The organism is Thorsellia kenyensis, from assembly GCF_042432445.1.
Taxonomy (GTDB): Bacteria; Pseudomonadota; Gammaproteobacteria; order Enterobacterales; family Thorselliaceae; genus Thorsellia; species Thorsellia kenyensis.
In genome coordinates this window covers 1-19,830 of record NZ_JBHLXE010000058.1, presented here as the reverse complement: position 1 = coordinate 19,830, position 19,830 = coordinate 1, and the positions used below count along the sequence as shown (strand labels likewise).

Genomic DNA, 19,830 nt, shown 5'->3' with positions numbered 1-19,830 from the left:
ATTCAATTTAACAAGGGGATGATTTTAAATGCTGATGAAGCTGGCAAAAGTTTAATCTCCCCCTGACATTTAATGTATGTAGAAAAAATTGTTATCCGTATTAGAAATGAATAAAGGTCGATATAAAGTGAGTGTTTTTTTGATAAGAGTCATTAAAATGGTATAATTTTTCCTCAGTTATATAGACTAGATGCTAGATCCGCATGTTAATATTTTCTTGTACCTTAAAATATTTTACAACAATAAATTTGAGGGGTGGAAAAAGGAATTTCATCAATTGTCTGAAAAGGCAATTCACTAATTGATTAGTCACTTTGTGAGTAGATTTATTGGTAAAATATGAACTAATAGATTAAAAGTTATTATATGGAGAAAGAATATGAGAATCGCAGTGTTTGACGCTAAAGCTTACGATAAAAGAGCATTTACTCTTGCTAATGAAAGTTTTGGATTTAAAATTGATTACTTTGAGGAAAGATTACATATTAAATCAGTAGAATTAGCCCATCATTATGATGTGGTTTGTCCTTTTGTTAATTGCCATGTTGATGAAACTGTGGTCGCCAAATTAAAATCATTCGGTGTTGGGCTTATTGCACTAAGAGCCGCTGGTTATAACGGTATCGATTTAAGGGCTGCTGATGAACATGGTGTAAAAGTAGCCAGAGTTCCAGCATACTCACCAGAGGCGGTAGCTGAACATAATTTTGCTTTGTTACTGACTTTAATTCGTAAAGTACACAGGGCATATAATAGGGTGAGAGATCAAAATTTTTCCCTTGATGGATTAGAGGGCTTTACGCTACATGGAAAAACTTACGGTGCTTTAGGGGCAGGGAAAATAGGCCAAGCGACTATTAAAATAGCGAAAGGATTTGGATGTAAAGTTCTAGCTTATGACCCGTTTGAAAACCCTGAACTCGCAAAAAACATAGGATTTGATTACGTTTCTCTTGATAAATTACTGGGAGAGTCAGATATCATTTCTTTGCATTTGCCTCTTTCTGAGTTAACTCAGCATATAATTAATAAAGAGACATTGGCAAAAATGAGAAAAGGGGTTGTTATTATTAACACCAGTAGGGGAGGATTGGTTGATTCTCAAGCTTTAATTGAATCGTTAAAAACGGGCAATGTTGGTGGGGTTGGACTTGATGTCTATGAATTAGAAGAGGGTGTTTTTTTCCATGATTTGTCAGATCAACCATTATTAGATGATAAATTGGCCAGGTTAATGACTTTTCCAAATGTACTTATCACATCGCATCAAGGATTTTTAGCCAAAGAAGCACTAGATTCTATCGCCACTACGACATTAGAAAATGTAATGGCCTTTAAGTCTAAGCTCCCTTTAATTAATGAAATACATTTTGATCATTAATAATTGGATATTAACTTCATTATAATGACATTTAATTAATAAAATTATATGTCATTATCCCATAAAAGGGTATCCTATGTTATTATAAGGGTATTGAGTCGCAACCTTTAATTAATGTGTGTTTTTTAAATAAATAATCAGTGGTTTGTGAGCCTTTTTGCAACTAGCTAAAACCAAGTCTTTAGACACGTTATTATTTTGTTTTTTCTAGCATTAAGATCTTTGACATTTTATTTTAATTAAGCAACCTCTGATACGTATAACGAAGAGCAACATTTCTGATAAGCGTTGAGGAAGTCAAATAAAGAATGATTTCTTTGGCCTCAATGTCTTGTGGTATAAATACTGTTAACCTCATATTAATTCAAATTATTTTAGGAAAGAAAATGAAAATAGATAAAAATGTTGTTGTATCGATTGCTTACACATTAAAAAATGAAGATGGTGTAGTTTTAGATGAAGCAACAAAAGAACACCCACTTGACTATCTACATGGAAATTTTAATTTACTTGATGGATTAGAAAATGCTTTAGAGGGTAAAGAAGTCGGTGAATCATTTGAAGTCACTTTGTCAGCTGAAGAGGGATATGGAGAATACGATGATAATTTAGTTCAACGTGTTCCCTCAGAAGTTTTCCAGGACAGTGAAACACTTGAAGTTGGTATGCGCTTTTTAGCGGATACAGATCAGGGTGAAATTCCTGTAGAAATAACGGCTGTGGAAGACGGATTTGTCGTGGTGGATGCAAACCATACTCTAGCAGGGCAACAATTACATTTTTCTGTTGAAGTGCTTGCTATCAGAGAAGCTACTGCGGAAGAAATCCAGCATGGTCATGCTCATGGAGAGCATGGACATCATCATTAATTATAAATGTGATCAAGATTTATTATTTTATTCATAAAATGAAATGCTAATAAATTGTTAGAAAGAAACCTATCATATGGGTAAGGAGATAAAATGCGTAAACCTTTAGTCATGGGCAACTGGAAGTTAAACGGTAACAATCAAATGGTTAAAGAACTTATTGAGGGTCTTAAGTCTGAATTAGCCACTGTTACAGACTGTGATGTTGCCATAGCGCCCCCTTCTATGTATTTATCACAAGCTGAATTGTTAATTCAAGGTTCAAAAATAGCTCTAGGCGCTCAGAATGCTGATGTGAATATTCAAGGTGCTTTTACAGGCGAAACGTCTGCAGCAATGCTTAAAGATGTTGGCGTACACTATGTTATCTTAGGACACAGTGAAAGACGTACGTATCATAAAGAGTCTAATGAACTGATAGCAAAAAAATTTGCTGTGGTTAAAGCCGCTGGAATGACTCCTGTTTTATGTATTGGGGAAACTGAAGCAGAAAATGAAGCTGGCCAAACAGAAGCTGTTTGTCAGCAACAATTAGACGCAGTATTAAACGCCCTTGGAAGCGATGCTTTTAATCAGGCTGTTATAGCTTATGAGCCAGTTTGGGCAATTGGCACAGGTAAATCTGCAACTCCTGCACAAGCACAAGCTGTCCATCAGTTTATCCGTCAGCATATAGCTAAACATGATGCGAAAGTTGCAGAACAAGTCATCATACAATATGGCGGCTCAGTTAATGCTGATAATGCAGCAGAACTTTTTACACAACCTGATATTGATGGTGCTTTAGTTGGTGGAGCTTCTCTTAAAGCTGATGCATTTGCTGTGATTGTAAAAGCTGCTGAACAAGCGTATAAGGCATAATAACTCAACAACGAAGTAATATCATGAAGCTAATCGTCGTATTACTTCGTTATTTTTTATCTTTTTCAGATAAATTTTAGATTGATTTTTTAATTTCGAGAAAACATATGTTTCAAAATTTCAGTGAACAATACCCTTTTTTGGCTCAACTGCCGACTTTTTTTCAAAATCATCCTCTCTTGTCTATCGCATGGGTAGGCTTATTAGTACTTGTTATCGTTCTGACTATACAAGCTAAATTTTCTAAAATTGTAGATTTAACTAGAGCTCAAGTCATTCAAGCGCTAAACAATGATGACGCGATAATTGTTGATTTAAGAAGTAATAGTGATTTTAGGACGGGGCACATTGCAAACTCGATTAATTTACTCCCAGCGGAAATTAAGAAAGGAAGCCTAGGTAAATTAGATAAATATAAAGATCAACTTATTATAGTGACATGTGCTACCGGAATGACTTCAAGGGCAAGTGCGAGTGAACTATATAAGAAACAAGGCTTTATGCGTGTTGCTACACTAAAAGAAGGAATTGCTGGGTGGAATGGTGAAAATTTACCATTAGTTAAAGGCAAATAACAATTGATTTATATTCGTAATTAGATAAATTAATTACATTAACTCTAAAATTTTATAACATATTGAGGATAACTTATGTCTGAACAACAAGCACCGCAAATGACATTTCAAACCCAGCGTATTTACACTAAAGATATCTCTTTTGAAGCCCCAAAATCTCCTTTTGTTTTTCAAAAAGAGTGGAAACCAGAAGTTAAAATTGACTTAGATACGAGTTCTACTAAACTTGGCGATAACGTTTATGAGGTCGCTCTTCGTCTTACAGTAACCACCCAAGTTGAAGGTGAAATCGCTTTTTTATGTGAGGTTCAACAGGCCGGTATTTTTTCGATTGAAGGAATTGAAGGCGGACAATTAGCACACTGCTTAGGTGCATATTGCCCTAACATTCTTTATCCTTTTGCGCGTGAGTGTGTACTTAGTTTGTCCTCAAGGGGTACATTCCCGCAAATTAGTCTTGCGCCTGTGAATTTCGATCAATTGTTCATGAATTACTTACAAGAACAAAGCCAAAAAGGTGCAGCTGATCTAAACGCAGGACAAGCGGACTCATAAGATGAATAAATCTTCAATTGCAATTTTGGGTGCCGGTTCTTATGGAACATCACTTGCTATTAGCATAGCAAAAAATGGCCACAAGGTAGTTTTATGGGGGCATAATCCAGATAAAATGCAACAAATGCTTGAAGTGAGAGAAAACACACAGTTTTTACCGGGTATTACTTTTCCATCTAACTTAGAAATTTCTTCTAACTTAGCTAAAATAGTTGCTGAATATGACGATTTGATGATTGTTGTACCAAGCCATGTTTTTGGAGAAGTATTATTTCAAGTTAAGCCATTCATTCGCAAAGTAAATCGGTTGATTTGGGCAACTAAAGGTCTAGAAGTGAATACTGGAAGATTATTACAGGATGTAGCCGAAGAAATATTAGGCAAAAATATTCCTTTAGCAGTTATTTCTGGACCTACGTTTGCTAAAGAACTTGCTGCTGGATTGCCTACAGCTATCAGTATTGCTTCTACTGATAAGCAACTGGCTGAAGATATGCAAAATTTATTGCACAATGAAGAACGGTTTCGCGCCTATATTAATCATGATATGGTTGGTGTTCAATTAGGTGGGGCTGTTAAAAATGTGATAGCTATAGCTACAGGTATTGCTGATGGAATGGGATTTGGAGCCAATGCTAGAACGGCTTTAATTACTCGCGGAATTGCTGAAATTACTCGATTGGGTGTTAGCTTAGGTGCAGATCCGATGACCTTTATGGGGATGGCTGGGCTTGGTGATCTGGTTCTTACCTGTACTGATAATCAATCAAGAAATAGGCGATTTGGTTTATTACTTGGTCAAGGTGAGTCAATTGAGCAGGCTTTATCCGAAATTGGGCAAGTAGTTGAAGGGTTTAGAAATACACAAGAAGTTTACGAATTAGCCTTGCGCCAAAAAGTATCTATGCCTATTGTTCAGCAAATGTATGGTATTTTGTATGAGGGTAACTCTGCGCAGAGTGCTTCCCTTGCTTTATTAGGTAGAGAAAAAACAGAAGAAAGATCTTCTATCTAAAGTGAATTATCAAATCTGCTAAGCTTATCCATTTCACTTTTTTAACTTATCATTGTGAGCCTGTATGTCGCATAAAGAAATTCAAATTGTTTGGGATCATGTACAGATTGAAGCTAAATCCTTAGTTGAAGAAGAACCTGTTTTAGCAAGTTTTTATCATTCTACCATATTAAGGCATAATAATTTATCAGGGTCACTAAGCTATATTCTTGCGGAAAAATTAGCCAGTGCCACTATGCCAGCAGTGATATTGCGAGACATTATTCTTGATGCATTTGATAAACATCCTGATATGGTTTCACAGGCTGCTAGAGATATCATCGCGGTTGTAACAAGAGATCCTGCGGTTTCTCATTATTCTACTCCATTACTTTATCTCAAGGGATTCCATGCTTTAGAAGCATACCGAATTGGTCATTGGCTATGGGGTAATCAAAGACAAGCGCTTGCAATTTTTCTGCAAAATGAAATTTCAGTGAAACTAGGTGTTGATATCCATCCCGCTGCGAGAATCGGCTGCGGCATCTTACTCGATCATGCGACAGGAATTGTTATCGGTGAAACAGCTGTTGTTGAGAACGATGTTTCTATTTTGCAATCTGTTACTTTAGGCGGTACGGGAAAAGAATCTGGAGACAGACACCCTAAAATTAGAGAAGGTGTAATGATTGGGGCGGGCGCTAAAGTACTTGGTAATATTGAAGTAGGCAAGGGGGCTAAAATTGGCGCGGGCTCTGTTGTATTGCAACCTGTTGAACCTTATACTTCTGTTGCTGGTATCCCTGCAAAATTGGTTAAAAAAATAAATGAAACCGCAGCATCATATGAAATGAATCAAGATTTTTCAATATAGAATTCATCTTTTACACCCTAAGTATACTTGACTGCACAACAAAAAGAGTTATCCATGTTGAGCTATAGGTTTACAGCTCCTTCAAACCCTAGTTGACGCCATGCTTCATAGACAACAATTGAGACAGAATTAGATAAATTCAAGCTTCGACTTTCTGGTGTCATGGGGATTTTTATTTTTGTTTCCTTATCTAATTCATTAAGAATTCCCATTGGAATTCCTCTTGTTTCAGGGCCAAAAAGTAAAAAATCGTTAGTTTTATACATAGCTTCACTATGTGCACCATGGCCTTTAGTCGTTAACGCAAATAATCTCGGTGCGCATGGATTATTATTTTTATTTTCTCTATAGAGTTCAGTTAATTTCTTTTCTTGCTCACTTTGTGTTAAATGCATGACTTGCTCATACTCATTAAGTGAAACAAAGTCATTTTGGCATAAAAATAGGCAAAAATCGCTATACCTCTTTACATTAACGAATTCATGATAATCTAATCCTGCTCTTCTTAAGCGCTTATCATCCCAGGGAAAGCCAAGAGGTTCGATTAAATGCAAATTAAATCCGGTATTAGCACACAAACGGATGATATTCCCAGTATTTGGGGGGATTTCAGGTTGATAAAGTACTATGTTAATCATAAAAATTGTCTAAGTGTTATGTGGATAATCAGTCATAAATCATAACCTATTATTATAGTCGCGTAAATCGTTACTTATAATATGACTTTCCTTTACGGCTATAATTGAAGAATCTCGATTAAAAGTTGAAAATGCATTCCATACAGATAGTCCTTTTAAATTATTAATGATAGAATCAAATGCCGAATTAAATTCACTATAAATTAAACATGAGGTCATATATGTCAGATAAATTAACACAGTTACGTGCATTTACAACAGTTGTTGCTGATACCGGAGACATCGCAGCAATGAGATTATACCAGCCTGAAGATGCGACGACAAATCCCTCCCTTATTTTAAATGCGGCTCAACTACCAGAGTATGCACCTTTAATCGAGGATGCTATTGCTTATGCAAAATTACAAAGTCATAATAGCGCAGATCAAATTATTGATGCAGGAGATAAATTAGCCGTTAATATAGGATTAGAGATTCTAAAGTTGATCCCTGGACGAATTTCTACTGAGGTTGATGCAAGACTATCCTATGACACTCAAGCTAGCATAGCAAAAGCTAAAAAAATCATAAAATTATATAATGATGCAGGCATTAGTAATGATAGAATTTTAATTAAATTGGCTTCAACCTGGCAAGGTATCCGTGCTGCCGAAGAATTAGAAAAATTAGGCATTAATTGTAATCTAACGCTTTTATTTTCTTTTGCTCAAGCAAGAGCATGCGCAGAGGCAGGGGTTTATTTGATTTCTCCATTTGTTGGTCGTATATTAGATTGGTACAAAGCGAATAATCCTGATACTACGTATAGTGCCGAAACAGATCCAGGAGTCATTTCTGTCAGTGAAATTTATCATTACTATAAATCTCATGGCTATGGTACTGTTGTTATGGGCGCTAGTTTTAGAAATATTGGTGAAATTATTGAATTAGCAGGGTGTGATAGACTCACTATTTCCCCTAATTTATTAAAAGAACTCTCAGAGACAACTGGAACTCTTATAAGAAAACTTAGTTATGACGGTGAAATTAAACCAAAACCGACAAAAATGACGGAAGCTGAATTTTATTGGGGCCATAATTCTGATGCAATGGCAGTTGAAAAACTTGCTGATGGCATAAGAAAATTTGCTGTAGATCAAGAAAAACTTGAGACGATGATTAAAGAAAAATTATAAAAAAAAATCCCCCTATAAAGGGGGATTTTTTTTATCTTAAATATCTAAACAATTAGAAAAATGTAAATATACGTTGTATTGTATGATTTTTCACTAGATTAAAGAAGCTATAGATTGGTTCTAGGCTGATGAGTGATATCGATTACAGTTCCTTGCTCATCAAAAGTAACAACAAGTTGTTCTTGAACCAGTGATTGGCGTGACGGTTCCTGTCTATAAAGATAAATCCATTTATTCTTATCAAAAATATCCGTAGTGATTGGGGTACCAAGTAGGAATTTTACTTGTTCTTGATTCATTCCTCTTTCAATGGTTTGTGCTGAACCAGCTTCTAGATAGTTGCCTTGATTGATATCAGGTTTATATAAGATAGTCTTACAGCCAGTCAAAGTAAATAATGCCGCTAAAGTAAGTCCTAATGTTAATTGAACTGAATTTCTCATGGGTATTCCTTAAAAACAGAGTTTAAAATGATTTAATTAATCTAATTCTATTGTACCTATAAAATGCATATGAAGATAGGATTTTTCTTATCGTAACTATAAATTGTAAAAAAATAAGCAGAAAAAGGCTTTTTCTGAAAGATTTGTCTGGAATGGTATATTTTTTGTGAATTCTTCTATGTTAACATCTTAATATAGTGGTAAAATAAGTTGCAATGAAAAACTATTTCAGACTGTTAATAAAATTGTCATTATGAGGGATTATTTATGACGAACAATGCGCAAGTAATTCAAAAATTTTCGAATAGTCGCTCTTCCATCCACTGCCAAAATTGTAGTATTAGCCAGCTTTGTCTTCCATTTACTCTATCTAATTCTGAATTAGAGCAACTAGATAGTATCATTGAGCGTAAAAAGCCAATTCAAAAAGGGCAGACGTTATTTAGCGCTGGTGATGCTTTACAATCGTTATTTGCGATAAGAGCAGGGACTATGAAAACCTACACAATCACGGAAGACGGAGAGGAACAAATTACTGGCTTCCATTTACCAGGTGATCTTGTTGGTTTTGATGCCATCATGGCGAAGGAACATCCTAGCTTTGCTGAAGCACTAGAAACATCTATGGTATGTGAAATTCCTTTTGATGTTTTAGATGAACTCTCCGGTAAATTACATAAACTTAGACAGCAAATAATGAGATTAATGAGTTGTGAAATAAAAAGTGATCGAAATGTTCTTCTACTTCTTTCTCAAAAAAATGCAGAACAGCGACTGGCTTCATTTTTATTGACTTTATCTAAACGTTTTGCAGATAGAGGGCTATCCTCGAAAGAATTTCGACTAAGTATGACTCGTGGTGAGATTGCTAATTATCTTGGATTAACTGTAGAGACCGTTAGCCGTTTATTTGGGCGCTTACAAACCCATAATATGCTCTTAGTGAAAGGAAAATTTGTTGAAATTATAGATTTTGAAGCACTTGAAAAACTATCGGGTTAATAGTTTCCACTTAGCCACATTCATTTATCACAAAAAATAGATAATCCTTTTGTTTAGTTATTTGCTAAAACAGCCTTAACTTTAGCTAGTTTTAGCAAAAGGCCGGAAAACCATTGCTCAATTGGGCGGGCATATAAGGGCGCTAACTTGTTTTTTTGCGATTGTACATACGATTTAAGTCATTATCTTGGTGCACCACCCGCACTTAGCGAAATAGGATCGCAACTAAAGCATGCCACAATTACTCGCCTTGCAACGAATAAACCACCAATAGGTGAACGTGGTATAGGATAGAGCACAGGTACTCCACACACCTTTTCAACTGAAACCATACCTGACTGATGTCAATCTTAAAGTGGGAAATATCGCTCTTTAGGGCGGTAAGCAATCAAAAAGCTTACACATAATTTAGTTTTTTCATATTTAGAAAGTGTAAACTTAGCGTTTAATTCTTACGCATTTAATTCCTGCACATTACTTTTTTCATTGAGTTGATAGCCGATTAATATATTATTTTCTGCTTGTACAAACTATCTCCATGAAATAAAACAATAGATTGAGACAATAGCCTTTTACTGTATAATTAGATTATGGACATCAGCTCTAATTACATAGTACTTCATTTAACTAGTGCTTTAGTGATAGCACTAAGGAAATAACCATGACTCAAATAACAATTAGCCAATTATTGAAATATAAGCAAAATAAGCAAAAATTTGCAACACTTACAGCTTATGATGCCAGTTTTTCCGCTCTTTTTTTTTCGTGTGGTATCGAAGTTATGCTTGTAGGTGATTCCTTAGGTATGACTTTGCAAGGCCATGATTCGACATTACCCGTTACAATAGAAGATATTGCTTATCATACCCGTTCAGTAAAGCGTGGGGCACCAGAGTGTTTTCTGATGGCTGATATGCCTTTTATGAGTTATGCAACAGTATCATCTGCTTATGAAAATGCAGCGATTCTTATGAGAGCTGGTGCTAATATGGTTAAACTTGAGGGCGGAGCATTTTTAGTTGAGACCGTTATGGGACTTACACAAAGATCTGTACCTGTATGTGCGCATTTAGGTCTTACCCCGCAAGCCGTTAATGTGATCGGTGGATATAAAATCCAAGGAAGAGATGAAACTTCTGCTGCAAAATTAATTCAAGAAGCTATCGCTTTACAAAATGCAGGCGCTCAAATGTTAGTCTTAGAGTGTGTTCCTACTCTACTGGCTAAAGAAGTTACGGAAAAATTATCAATACCGGTAATAGGTATAGGTGCAGGAAAATATACTGATGGACAAATATTAGTTATGCATGATGCGCTAGGAATAACACAGGGAAAAATACCGAAATTTGCCAAAAATTTTTTAAATGAGAGTAAAGATATAGCCTCAGCTATTAAACTCTATAAGTCAGAAGTGGAAGCTGAAGTTTACCCTGCAGAAATTCACTCTTTTAATTAGTATGGTAAGACATTCATGAAATTAGTTGAAAAAATCTCTACCGCTCAAGCATTAGTTTCACTAGCTAAAAAAGAAAATAAAAAAATTGCCTTGGTTCCAACCATGGGACATTTGCATGAAGGGCATCTCGCTTTAATAGAATTAGCTAAACAATATGCTGATTATTTAGTGGTCTCTATCTTTGTCAATCCTTTACAATTTAACAATCCAGATGATCTTGTTAATTATCCAAGAACCCTTCAGCAAGATTGTGAAAAAATTGCTAATGGACCCGGAGCTGATTTGGTTTTTGCTCCTACAGTTTTTGAAATGTACCCGCATGATTCGTTAGATTCCCAAACTTTTATTGAAGTACCAAAATTGTCTTATGTGCTTGAAGGAGCAAACAGACCTGGTCATTTTAGAGGGGTAACTACGGTTGTTGGAAAGTTGTTTAATATTTTTCAGCCGGATATCGCTTGTTTTGGAGAAAAAGATTTCCAGCAATTGGCGATCATTCGTAAAATGGTCAGAGATTTAAGTTTTCAAATCGAAATTAAAAGCTTACCAACAATAAGACATGAAGATGGCCTTGCGTTGAGTTCAAGGAATGTACTATTGTCAAATGAGGAGAGGGCTCAGGCCCCCTTTCTTGCTAAAATTATGGGAATGATAGCCAATGAGATAAAAGAAGGTGAACTCTTTATCCCTCCTATTTTAGATAAGGCAAAAGAGTTGCTGCTGCAGCAAGGATTTATCCCTGATGAATTGTTTGTTTGTGATGCCGATACTTTAGGAGATTTAACTGTACATAGTAAAAATGCGGTGATACTGATGGCTGCTGTATTGGGAAAAGCTAGGTTGATCGATAATATTATTGTAGCGTTACCAAGTTTATCCTTGGATAAAGAGTAATTTTTTTAATTTTTAAAACGATTAACTATTAAAATAATGATGGTTAATCCTAAATAACATATACCCGAGGAAATTATGATTCGTACCGTTTTACAAGGAAAACTACATAGAGTTCGTGTTACGCAGGCAGATCTGCATTATGAAGGATCGTGTGCTATTGATTTAGATTTTATGGACGCTGCCGGCATTTTAGAATATGAAGCTATCGATATTTATAATGTTGATAACGGAGAGCGATTCTCTACTTATGCTATTGCAGGAGAAAGGGGTTCTAAAATCATCTCGGTCAATGGTGCAGCTGCCCATCGCGTGGAAGTCGGCGATAGACTAATTATATGTTCATATGTGCAAATGAGTGATGAAGAAGCGCGTAAGCATAAACCTAAAATAGGCTATTTTGATGATGAGAATGTATTGCGAAGGACAGCTAAAGCAATCCCTGTCCAGGTTTCTTAGTCTATTTAAAAAATGCAATTAACCTTTTTGAGGTGGTTATGAAACTTATTTTTTTATTCTGCTTTTTTGTATTAATTTATTTCGAAGTTTCTGTTTTTGTCTGGATTGCGAATGAAACAAGTGTATTAACTGCTATCATCTTAGGTTTATTAACTACGGTTGGTGGAATTGGGCTTGTTAAACGTCAAGGCATAGCCAATCTAAAAAATTTTCAAAGTCGCATGCAAAATCAAGAAAATGGTGCTTTTGAAACAATTAATGTTTTTTTTATTTTACTTTCAGGTCTTTTATTATTAATACCTGGATTTTTAACGGATATCTTAGGATTAATCCTATTGATTCCGTATGTTCAAAAGATTTTGTATACGAAACTTCATAAAAAGTTTAAATTCCAGAGTTCTTTTTATAGCAGTAAAACATTTGATGATGACATCATTGACGGAGATTACTACAAAAAGGAAGAGAATAAGGGCAGTTTACCCCATCAAGAGGATAGGAAATAAATGTGGAGTAATTAATGCTTTAGGCTTTTTATTCTTTTTAAAAGGAATTTTATCCCATAATTAGCTAAGGGTTAATTTACACGTAGTGTAGTGACTAAATAACAATAAGATTTTTTTGTCCTATTCTTCTGTAATTTTGAACATTAAAATTGCTATACTCAAGTTACTTCAAGTTGTAGATATTATCCTAATGCCCATTCTGTGAGTGTTAAACATTAGCAAAATCTGCATTCTGATTTCCATTAGGTATATGCATACCGCAAGGTTTATGTGTAAATTAAGACGGGTATATCTAAATGATATAGATCCGTCTTAATTTAAGATATTAAGCAAAACTATCAAAACTTATGAGACTAATACCTTACCAGTTAAATCCATTAGGAGATGGGGTATTAACCCTATTTTCATTAATATATTGATTGCCATTTTCATCTACATCTGGTGATTCTTTGGGAGCAAACTGATTTAAAATTTCATTTGCTGAACTTGAGATCCCTTGTCTACAAAGGTTATCAGGTTCATTAGTCCATACAGGAATTACTCTATAGGAAGGAAAGCAGCTAAAAGTGCCATCCTTATTAATATTCATCATTGCAATCGATTTAGGTCTTAAGGGGTTGAGTGCTAATGGAGCCTGATAAGACAAATAAGATTCATATACTTTAAGTGCTCCGGAGGAACCAGTCAGTTTACTTGTTTGATTGTTATCTCTACCAACCCAAAAAATGGCGACTTCTTTTCCATCAATTCCAACATACCAGCTATCAATTAAGTTATTTGTTGTTCCCGTTTTTCCTGCTAGGTTATATTGACTATAGTTATTCAATAATGCACGGCCTGTACCTTGAGTAACTACTTGCTGCATTCCATAAAGAGTTAAGTAGGCTGCTTCAGGTAACAGTGCAGGTGTTGCTTTGGGGAGTTTCTTGAATAAAAGTCTGTTGTGTTTATCTAGAACATAAGTGACGGCCGTCAATTCAGCTTTTTGCCCTCCACTTGCAATCGATTGATACATTTGTGCAGTTTCAGTTGGCGTCAGATTCAAAGCCCCTAAAAGCATAGAAGGATAATTTGGGATATGTTGTTTTGGAATACCCATGGCTTGCATTTGTTGGCCAACATAATCAATACCAATTTGCATTCCAATTTTCACTGTAGGGATATTTAATGACTTTGCCAGTGCGTCTACCAATAAGACAGGGCCTCTAAATTTCCTGTCATAGTTATTTGGGCTCCAAATTTGGCCGTTCTTTTGTGCTAAATGATAAGGTGAATCATTGATCACCGTATTTAGCCTCAATTTATCTGGGAATGTTAACGCAGCAAGATACACTGGCGGTTTAGCTAACGAACCAATTGAGCGTCTTGCATTTAAGGCCCGGTTAAATCCTGGAAATTGAGTGTCACTTCCTCCTACCATTGCACGTACTTCACCACTGAAACGATCTACAATAACACTAGCCGCTTCTATGTCATCAAGCTTTGATTTTTTTCTTAATTCAGGTACTGAGGTTTGTAATGCATTTTCTGCTGCGTCTTGTGTTAAAGGATCTAGGGTTGTAAATATCTTAGCACCAGACAAAGCTGCTAAGCTGTCTTTGTCAAAATTGAGCCCTAATTCTTTTCTAACTAATTCCATGAACGCTGGTTGAGGAGAAATAACACCTCCACGTTCTCTAACTCCAAGAGGCCTTGAACTATACATCTTATAAGCCATTTCATCTAGGAATCCTTGATTTTGCATTACTTTTAAAACAACGTTTCTTCGTTCAATGGTATTGGCAGGTTTATTCCAAGGATTATAGACTCCTGCACCCTTTACCATACCAACTAACATTGCTTGTTGATCTATACTAAGTTCTTCAATATTACGTCCAAAATAATATAGGCTTGCTAAAGGAAAGCCTCTTATCTCTTCATTGCCTGCTTGACCAAAATAGACTTCGTTTAAATAAAGTTCTAAAATTCTGTCTTTATCGTATCGATAGTCCAATAAAATGGCCATGTATGCTTCGTTTATTTTACGTCTATAGCTTCGTTCATTGGTTAAAAAGATATTTTTAACTGTTTGCTGTGTTAAAGTACTTGCACCTTGAACTTTACTTTTAGCTGCAATATTAGCCACTATTGCTCTTGCTATAGAGTACAGACTTATCCCCTCATGGTTATAAAAATTTCTATCTTCAACTGCTAATAGTATGTCAACTAACGTATCAGGAAAACGTTCTCTCTCAACAAACAAGCGCTGCTCTCCATTTGGAGAAGGAAGAAGTGTAATTAAGCGGGGATCGATAGAGAGTGCGGCTAGCATCTTACCTGTTTCCAAGTTTTTAATTTGACTAATACGGCCATTAGAAAATGAAATCAATACTTTTTGGACGTTAGAAAATCCTGTTGCAAATGTAAACTCTCGCCTCCAAACTTCAATAGCACCAGTAGGAGTAACAGAAAATTCACCTGAACGGATCACCTTAGTAACTTGACGATATTGCATGCTTTGGAGTAATTGATTTAATTTTTTGCTGTCATATAAAAGTCCAGGTTCTAAATCTATTGTTCTGCTATAAACTGCAACAGGTAACTGCCATACAGGACCATCTAATTTATCGCGAATTATAGAGTCTAAATAAACACCATACAAAGCAACTAATGTCCCTATAGCAATAGTTGCTTTTATGAAAAACCAAAAAAGTCTTTTCTTTATTGAGTTTTTGGGTTTTTTGGGGGGCTCATTTTGGGTTCCTTTACCATGAGTTCTATTATGGTCATTTTTTGAGTCATAGTGCTCTTGAGAATCATGGTGAAAAGCATCTTTAGTATAACTACTATGGGAATTTGCTCTGCCTTTGTTAAATAATTTTAGGTTAGCAATTATTTTACCTATTATGCTAGGTACATATGATTTTGTTGCTGTACTAGAATGGACCTGTTTTCGGCCAATTCGCTCTTTAGAAAAATGTGAGTTTTGCATGACTTTGATTTTAAATAAGTGTGTATTTTAAGTTTGCCTCTGATGCTAGTTTTGCTGAGCAACAGGGCCATTATTGTACCAATAGATAAGCCTATAAAAGTATTCTAACATTTTTTGGTTCGTATAGGTAAAGATAAGCGTTACAAGTAATGAGTAGCGAAAAAAGAGAAAGGAAATGATTCGTAATTGTGTGTAAATGTAAGCATTGAACACTTGAAAAAAAACGAACTCCCCATATTAATGACTTTGAAATGAAGAAAAATGTTTTCTTATAAGCACTGTTTTCAGTGCAAATCTACCTGTTGATTAAATAATAAGGATATTAAATGAGAATAGATAAATTTACTAACCCATTCCAAACTGCATTATCTGAAGCCCAGTCTATAGCCCTTGGACAAGATCACAATTATATTGAACCCGTACATTTATTGCTATCCATGCTAAAACAAGATCACGGAACGATTCGACCTGTTTTAGCCCAGTCTGGAGTTAATTTAACTCTCCTGATGCCCATGTTGGAAAAAGAACTAACTAAATGTCCGCAAGTGACAGGGACTGTTGATGTTCAGATCTCAGCTAAGTTGATTCGTTTGCTGAATCTGTGTGATAAGCTTGCCCAAAAAAAACAAGATAAATTTATTTCATCGGAACTTTTTTTATTGGCCTTAATAGATGCAAATGATGAATTAGTAGCGTTGATGCTTAAATCGGGGCTAGATAAATCAAAATTATCTGAAACTATTGATAGTATGAGAGGAGGTGAGAATGTGAATGATGTTAACAGTGAAGATAATCGCCAAGCATTAACTAAATATACAATCGATTTAACGCAAAGAGCTGAGAATGGAAAACTGGATCCAGTAATTGGTAGAGACGATGAGATCAGGCGCACTATTCAAGTGCTTCAGCGCCGCACTAAAAATAATCCGGTATTGATAGGTGAGCCTGGGGTAGGGAAAACAGCTATTATTGAGGGTTTAGCGCAACGTATAGTCAATGGTGAAGTTCCTGAGGGCCTGCGGAATAAAAAAGTGCTTTCATTAGATATGGGAGCTTTGATAGCAGGTGCAAAATATCGTGGGGAATTTGAAGAACGCTTAAAAGCTGTTCTTAATGAACTAGCTAAACATGAAGGCCAAGTGATTCTTTTCATTGATGAATTACATACAATGGTGGGTGCAGGAAAAAGCGATGGTGCTATGGATGCCGGGAATATGTTAAAACCAGCCCTTGCGCGAGGTGAATTACACTGTGTTGGAGCTACGACTTTAGATGAATATCGTCAATATATTGAAAAAGATGCAGCCTTAGAAAGACGTTTTCAAAAAGTGTTAGTTGATGAGCCCACTGTCGTAGATACGATTGCGATTTTAAGAGGTCTGAAAGAGCGTTATGAATTACATCATCATGTTCAAATTACAGATCCTGCAATTGTGGCTGCAGCAACTTTATCGCATCGATATATTTCAGGCCGTCAATTACCAGATAAAGCAATTGATTTAATTGATGAGGCCGCTTCAAGTATCCGCTTACAAATTGATTCAAAACCTGAGTCTCTTGATAAACTTGAACGTCGAATTATTCAACTTAAATTAGAAGAACAAGCTTTGATAAAAGAAACGGATGAAGCGAGTAAAAAGCGTCTTACCGCTTTAGTTGAAGAACTTGAAGACAATGAAAGGAACTATGCTGCCCTTGAAGAAGAATGGAAAGCTGAAAAAGCTTCACTAATGGGTACTCAATCTGTAAAAGAAAAAATTGAACAGGCTAAATTGAACTTAGAACAAGCAAGAAGACAAGGTGACTTAACCAAAATGTCTGAAATTCAATACGGTTTATTGCCTTCTTTAGAAAAAGAACTTCTTAATGCAACAGAGCATGAAGGCAAAGCAATGAAACTGCTTAAAAATAGAGTTACAGATGTTGAAATTGCTGAAGTACTGGCTAAATGGACCGGAATTCCTGTTGCTAAAATGGTTGAAGGAGAAAAGGAGAAGCTCATTCGAATGGAATCATCTCTTCATCAGCGAGTTATTGGTCAACATGAAGCCGTGGCATCTGTTTCAGATGCTATTAGAAGAAGTCGCTCAGGTTTATCTGATCCAAATAAACCGATTGGGTCATTCTTATTTCTTGGTCCAACAGGGGTAGGGAAAACAGAATTGTGTAAATCCTTAGCAAATTTCCTTTTTGATAGTGATGATGCAATGGTAAGGATTGACATGTCTGAGTACATGGAAAAACATTCAGTTTCAAGATTAGTTGGGGCTCCTCCTGGATATGTGGGATATGAGGAAGGCGGATATTTAACAGAGTTAGTTAGGAGAAAGCCCTATAGCGTCATTTTGCTTGATGAAGTTGAAAAAGCACATCCTGATGTATTTAATATTCTGTTGCAAGTGTTAGATGATGGACGATTAACAGATGGACAGGGAAGAACAGTTGATTTTAAAAACTGCGTTATTATTATGACTTCTAACATAGGTAGTGAATTAATTCAGTCAAATTTTGCAGCAAAATCATATGAAGAGATAAAAGCAGTCGTAATGCAAAGTGTAGTACAACATTTTAGACCTGAATTTATTAACCGGATTGACGACATTGTCGTTTTCCATTCATTAACAGAATCGGATATTGCAAATATCGCTAAAATCCAGTTATCAAAACTTTACGTTCGTTTAGAAGAAAAAGGATATGAAATTGAGATTACTGATAATGCGATTAGTTTATTGAGTAAAATCGGATTTGATCCTGTATACGGAGCCAGACCGCTCAAAAGAGCAATTCAGCAGGAAATTGAAAATCCATTAGCAAGGTTATTGTTATCTGGTGAAATACTTTCAGGGCAAAAAATTGTGATAGACGCATGTCAGCAGAATTTTGTAATTACTCATCATTAGTTAATTTACTGCTGAAATAACGAGAAGGGTTATATTCACTTGCATCTCAGATTTCTGTTCTAGAGATGCAAAAAATCCTTATTACTCCTTCACTCCTACATTATCACTGAGTATCTTTCAAATTTATAAATAATTTACTATTTGCATAACAAGTATTTAAAAATGCCTGAAAATACGCCTAAATTATTATTCCACTTGTCTTGCGTATTAAAAAAACTTTTCTTTTTTGTTTTAAAAAGTGGCTTTTTAACTACTTTTTTAACTTATGTCGATTTTATTGCATTTAACTTCGGTATTTTATTGATAGTTCTGTGTGATTCTGATCTATTTAGGGAAAGTTTTGCTTCTAAAAATTATACTAAAAAGGCTCTGATATTGGCTCGGTCAATCAAGATTTTAAGGCTTAATCAGTATCTCAAAATCTAGCTTATCAAATGCTACGAAAAACAAGGCAATCATAAAGTGAAAGATATCACTACGCATTATAGGTTTAAAGTTAAAGTCGCAGGTTCTATATCTCAAAAGACCGTGTAAAAAGCCAGTTTATAACTCGGCCTGTTTATACTGAAGTTACTTCAAGTTGCAGTTCAGATATTATTCCGATATCTATTGAGTGGGGGAGTAATACAAAAAACAGCATCTTGATTTCCATTGAGCATATCATTGTAACGAATGACTTAAATGAAGAAATGAACATACTGAGCCTATTAGACCGATATAAATCACAAGAGAAGGTGGTGTGGGTTTAGGTCATTGAAAATTAAATCTTTTCTCTAATTAAATTTGCTTGCATACACCACAACTTATTTTGACTTATCATGTCGCGTATTTACCAAATATTTCTTTCAAAATTTGTGAGGGAATTGGCGTCAAAAATATTAAATTTATGTCTATTTGTAATCAAAAGCTGTTTTATACATAAACTTAGAAACTTAAATTTAATCTATTTTACATTTAAAGTTAATTTTAATAATTTAATGTAAATTAACTTAATTTTTGACGTAAAAACACATACTATTACTCATATGTTTTAATCATATTTATCTCAAGAGCATATATTTAAAAAAATATAAATATTAATAGTAATAGTACAATTCAACTAAGGGAAAATTTCATGGCAGATCTCAAAGTTATAAAAACAAATCCTGTACAAAATACAGTTTCTTCTAAATTAGTTTCAGGTAAAACTAATATCAGTGTTGCTAATGGAGACGTTATCATCATTGGCAAAACGACATCCACTCATCGTTTACCCAATAAAACCATTAAGGCTGTTCGTAAAG

16 protein-coding genes and 1 pseudogene are annotated in these 19,830 nt (G+C 35.1%); 14 read left to right on the top strand and 3 right to left on the bottom strand.

Going from position 1 to position 19,830, the window contains the following annotated elements; genetic code table 11:
* The first annotated feature begins 379 nt into the window (after positions 1-379).
* The 7 genes and pseudogenes from ACFFIT_RS05575 (at position 380) to cysE (ending at position 6,109) form a co-directional block, all read left to right on the top strand.
* The gene (locus tag ACFFIT_RS05575; protein WP_385876666.1) at positions 380-1,381 is read left to right on the top strand and encodes a 2-hydroxyacid dehydrogenase; all 1,002 of its coding nucleotides are present in this window, start codon (positions 380-382) and stop codon (positions 1,379-1,381) included.
* A gap of 386 nt (positions 1,382-1,767) precedes the next feature.
* Positions 1,768-2,247: pseudogene (slyD, locus tag ACFFIT_RS05570) on the top strand (peptidylprolyl isomerase); the annotation flags it as partial.
* Positions 2,248-2,343: 96 nt separating this feature from the next.
* Positions 2,344-3,111: a triose-phosphate isomerase gene (gene tpiA / locus ACFFIT_RS05565; RefSeq protein ID WP_385876665.1), complete on the top strand. Its 768-nt coding sequence runs from the start codon at positions 2,344-2,346 to the stop codon at positions 3,109-3,111.
* 107 nt (positions 3,112-3,218) lie between these two features.
* Entirely contained in the window at positions 3,219-3,686 is a 468-nt protein-coding gene (locus ACFFIT_RS05560) for a rhodanese-like domain-containing protein (protein WP_385876664.1), read from the top strand.
* Between the two features lie 75 nt (positions 3,687-3,761).
* A complete protein-coding gene (gene secB / locus ACFFIT_RS05555; RefSeq protein WP_385876663.1) occupies positions 3,762-4,241 on the top strand; it encodes a protein-export chaperone SecB in 480 nt (159 codons plus the stop codon).
* A 1-nt stretch (position 4,242) separates the two neighbouring features.
* Entirely contained in the window at positions 4,243-5,256 is a 1,014-nt protein-coding gene (gene gpsA / locus ACFFIT_RS05550) for an NAD(P)H-dependent glycerol-3-phosphate dehydrogenase (RefSeq protein WP_385876662.1), read from the top strand.
* A gap of 64 nt (positions 5,257-5,320) precedes the next feature.
* Positions 5,321-6,109, top strand: coding sequence for a serine O-acetyltransferase (cysE, locus tag ACFFIT_RS05545; RefSeq protein ID WP_385876661.1), 789 nt, complete (start codon positions 5,321-5,323; stop codon positions 6,107-6,109).
* A gap of 62 nt (positions 6,110-6,171) precedes the next feature.
* Here cysE and ACFFIT_RS05540 read toward each other — a convergent pair whose 3' ends face one another.
* Positions 6,172-6,747: a tRNA (cytidine(34)-2'-O)-methyltransferase gene (locus tag ACFFIT_RS05540; protein ID WP_385876660.1), complete on the bottom strand. Its 576-nt coding sequence runs from the start codon at positions 6,745-6,747 to the stop codon at positions 6,172-6,174.
* A gap of 221 nt (positions 6,748-6,968) precedes the next feature.
* On the opposite strand from ACFFIT_RS05540, the gene tal reads away from it, so the two are divergent.
* On the top strand, positions 6,969-7,922 hold the full coding sequence (gene tal / locus ACFFIT_RS05535; RefSeq protein ID WP_385876659.1) for a transaldolase: 954 nt from the start codon (positions 6,969-6,971) through the stop codon (positions 7,920-7,922).
* Between the two features lie 107 nt (positions 7,923-8,029).
* Here the strand turns inward: tal and bamE are convergent, their stop codons facing one another.
* A complete protein-coding gene (gene bamE, locus ACFFIT_RS05530; protein ID WP_385876658.1) occupies positions 8,030-8,365 on the bottom strand; it encodes an outer membrane protein assembly factor BamE in 336 nt (111 codons plus the stop codon).
* Between the two features lie 267 nt (positions 8,366-8,632).
* Between bamE and fnr the strand changes: the two genes are divergently transcribed.
* The 5 genes from fnr (at position 8,633) to ACFFIT_RS05505 (ending at position 12,676) form a co-directional block, all read left to right on the top strand.
* Entirely contained in the window at positions 8,633-9,367 is a 735-nt protein-coding gene (gene fnr / locus ACFFIT_RS05525; RefSeq protein WP_385876657.1) for a fumarate/nitrate reduction transcriptional regulator Fnr, read from the top strand.
* Positions 9,368-10,028: 661 nt separating this feature from the next.
* Positions 10,029-10,823, top strand: coding sequence for a 3-methyl-2-oxobutanoate hydroxymethyltransferase (panB, locus tag ACFFIT_RS05520; protein WP_385876656.1), 795 nt, complete (start codon positions 10,029-10,031; stop codon positions 10,821-10,823).
* A 15-nt stretch (positions 10,824-10,838) separates the two neighbouring features.
* A complete protein-coding gene (panC, locus tag ACFFIT_RS05515; protein WP_385876655.1) occupies positions 10,839-11,717 on the top strand; it encodes a pantoate--beta-alanine ligase in 879 nt (292 codons plus the stop codon).
* Between the two features lie 75 nt (positions 11,718-11,792).
* On the top strand, positions 11,793-12,173 hold the full coding sequence (gene panD, locus ACFFIT_RS05510; RefSeq protein ID WP_385876654.1) for an aspartate 1-decarboxylase: 381 nt from the start codon (positions 11,793-11,795) through the stop codon (positions 12,171-12,173).
* Positions 12,174-12,211: 38 nt separating this feature from the next.
* Entirely contained in the window at positions 12,212-12,676 is a 465-nt protein-coding gene (locus tag ACFFIT_RS05505) for an FxsA family protein (protein WP_385876653.1), read from the top strand.
* A gap of 361 nt (positions 12,677-13,037) precedes the next feature.
* Here ACFFIT_RS05505 and mrcB read toward each other — a convergent pair whose 3' ends face one another.
* Complete coding sequence (gene mrcB / locus ACFFIT_RS05500) at positions 13,038-15,647, bottom strand: bifunctional glycosyl transferase/transpeptidase (RefSeq protein ID WP_385876652.1); 2,610 nt, start codon at positions 15,645-15,647, stop codon at positions 13,038-13,040.
* 326 nt (positions 15,648-15,973) lie between these two features.
* On the opposite strand from mrcB, the gene clpB reads away from it, so the two are divergent.
* A complete protein-coding gene (gene clpB / locus ACFFIT_RS05495; protein WP_385876651.1) occupies positions 15,974-18,547 on the top strand; it encodes an ATP-dependent chaperone ClpB in 2,574 nt (857 codons plus the stop codon).
* Positions 18,548-19,830: the final 1,283 nt, after the last annotated feature.

Excerpts from the sequence above, each read along its gene's own strand:
- cysE (WP_385876661.1), top strand. The coding sequence starts at position 5,321 with ATGTCGCATAAAGAAATTCAAATTGTTTGGGATCATGTACAGATTGAA.
- ACFFIT_RS05505 (WP_385876653.1), top strand. The coding sequence starts at position 12,212 with ATGAAACTTATTTTTTTATTCTGCTTTTTTGTATTAATTTATTTCGAA.
- clpB (WP_385876651.1), top strand. The coding sequence starts at position 15,974 with ATGAGAATAGATAAATTTACTAACCCATTCCAAACTGCATTATCTGAA.
- fnr (WP_385876657.1), top strand. The coding sequence starts at position 8,633 with ATGACGAACAATGCGCAAGTAATTCAAAAATTTTCGAATAGTCGCTCT.
- panC (WP_385876655.1), top strand. The coding sequence starts at position 10,839 with ATGAAATTAGTTGAAAAAATCTCTACCGCTCAAGCATTAGTTTCACTA.
- panB (WP_385876656.1), top strand. The coding sequence starts at position 10,029 with ATGACTCAAATAACAATTAGCCAATTATTGAAATATAAGCAAAATAAG.
- panD (WP_385876654.1), top strand. The coding sequence starts at position 11,793 with ATGATTCGTACCGTTTTACAAGGAAAACTACATAGAGTTCGTGTTACG.
- secB (WP_385876663.1), top strand. The coding sequence starts at position 3,762 with ATGTCTGAACAACAAGCACCGCAAATGACATTTCAAACCCAGCGTATT.
- bamE (WP_385876658.1), bottom strand. The coding sequence starts at position 8,365 with ATGAGAAATTCAGTTCAATTAACATTAGGACTTACTTTAGCGGCATTA.
- gpsA (WP_385876662.1), top strand. The coding sequence starts at position 4,243 with ATGAATAAATCTTCAATTGCAATTTTGGGTGCCGGTTCTTATGGAACA.
- tpiA (WP_385876665.1), top strand. The coding sequence starts at position 2,344 with ATGCGTAAACCTTTAGTCATGGGCAACTGGAAGTTAAACGGTAACAAT.
- tal (WP_385876659.1), top strand. The coding sequence starts at position 6,969 with ATGTCAGATAAATTAACACAGTTACGTGCATTTACAACAGTTGTTGCT.
- ACFFIT_RS05560 (WP_385876664.1), top strand. The coding sequence starts at position 3,219 with ATGTTTCAAAATTTCAGTGAACAATACCCTTTTTTGGCTCAACTGCCG.
- mrcB (WP_385876652.1), bottom strand. The coding sequence starts at position 15,647 with ATGCAAAACTCACATTTTTCTAAAGAGCGAATTGGCCGAAAACAGGTC.
- ACFFIT_RS05540 (WP_385876660.1), bottom strand. The coding sequence starts at position 6,747 with ATGATTAACATAGTACTTTATCAACCTGAAATCCCCCCAAATACTGGG.
- ACFFIT_RS05575 (WP_385876666.1), top strand. The coding sequence starts at position 380 with ATGAGAATCGCAGTGTTTGACGCTAAAGCTTACGATAAAAGAGCATTT.